Annotated in this window: 1 protein-coding gene and 1 pseudogene; one reads left to right on the plus strand and one right to left on the minus strand. The window is 51.3% G+C overall.

The window, feature by feature from the left end; genetic code table 11:
- A pseudogene (locus CBG25_RS03070) lies at nt 1-241 on the plus strand (transposase); the annotation flags it as partial.
- 65 nt (nt 242-306) lie between these two features.
- On the opposite strand, the gene CBG25_RS03075 reads toward CBG25_RS03070, so the two are convergent.
- Nucleotides 307-1,036 (minus strand): IS66 family transposase (locus CBG25_RS03075; RefSeq protein ID WP_290604254.1); only part of this gene is annotated, 730 nt, incomplete at its 5' end.

The following is a 1,036-nucleotide window of genomic DNA, read 5'->3' on the forward strand; positions in this document are numbered from 1 at the left end:
CCTGTCCGACGAGCAGATGGAGTACCAGCTTCTTGACAGGATGAGCTTCAAGCGCTTCTGCGGCTTACCCTATGCCATCAACATTCCTGATCGCACCACTGTGTGGACGTTCGAGAACCGAATCGGTGAAGTTGGTGCTAAAGCCATTTTCGATGGTGTAACCTCTCAACTTCTGAAGAAAGGCTTTATAGCTCGGGGCGGCCAAATCATCGATGCAACCTTGGTACCGGCTCCCAAGCAGTCGTTCACGAAGGACGAAAAGGAACGTAAGCGTCATTGGAACCACACAGTGCGCTGCTGCGTGGTTTAAGGTAAGGTGATTTTCCAGGGTAGTAGTGCGTTCCAGTCGATATCCTCATCTGGGTATTTTAGCGCCGTCAGCAGCGCCAAAAGATAATCGTACGGGTTAAGTCCATTGATACGTGCACTTTCCACCAAGCTGTACAATAGCGCGCTGGCATGGGCACCCGATTCCGTATTGGCAAACAGCCAGTTTTTTCTACCAATTACAAAAGGCTTTATCGCCCGTTCGGCGCGGTTGTTGTCGATACTCAAACGACCATCCTCCAGATAACGCATCAGCTTTGGCCATTGTTTTTGACAATAACCAATGGCTTTACCCAGATAGCCTTTCGGCAGCACCTTCGTCTTTGATAGCCAGGCTTCAAACTCCTCCATCAATGGACGCGCTTCGCTCTGTCGCCGTCGGTAAATCTCTTCAGGAGAAAGCCCTTGACACGTTTTTTCTATCCGGTACAGTTTCTGAATTAACCCTAAGGCCCAAATGGCTTTGCCTACTTTGGTATTCGGCTGGGCTCGCCGAGCCTCTTCAAATTTACGGCGCGCATGCGCCATGCAGCCAACGAGTTGAGCTTCCGTGCCATGATAACCCGCGTAGCCATCAACTTGCAGATACCCCGTATAGTTTACCAGGAATTCGCTCGGGCAACGCCCGCTGCGCGAGTCTTGGTAGTCGTAGATAACCAGGTGCGGCGTGTTATCTTCCACATTTCGCACATCACTGCCGGTGCCATAC

It is taken from the genome of Arsenophonus sp. ENCA, assembly GCF_002287155.1.
In the GTDB taxonomy this organism is placed as follows: domain Bacteria; phylum Pseudomonadota; class Gammaproteobacteria; order Enterobacterales; family Enterobacteriaceae; genus Arsenophonus; species Arsenophonus nilaparvatae.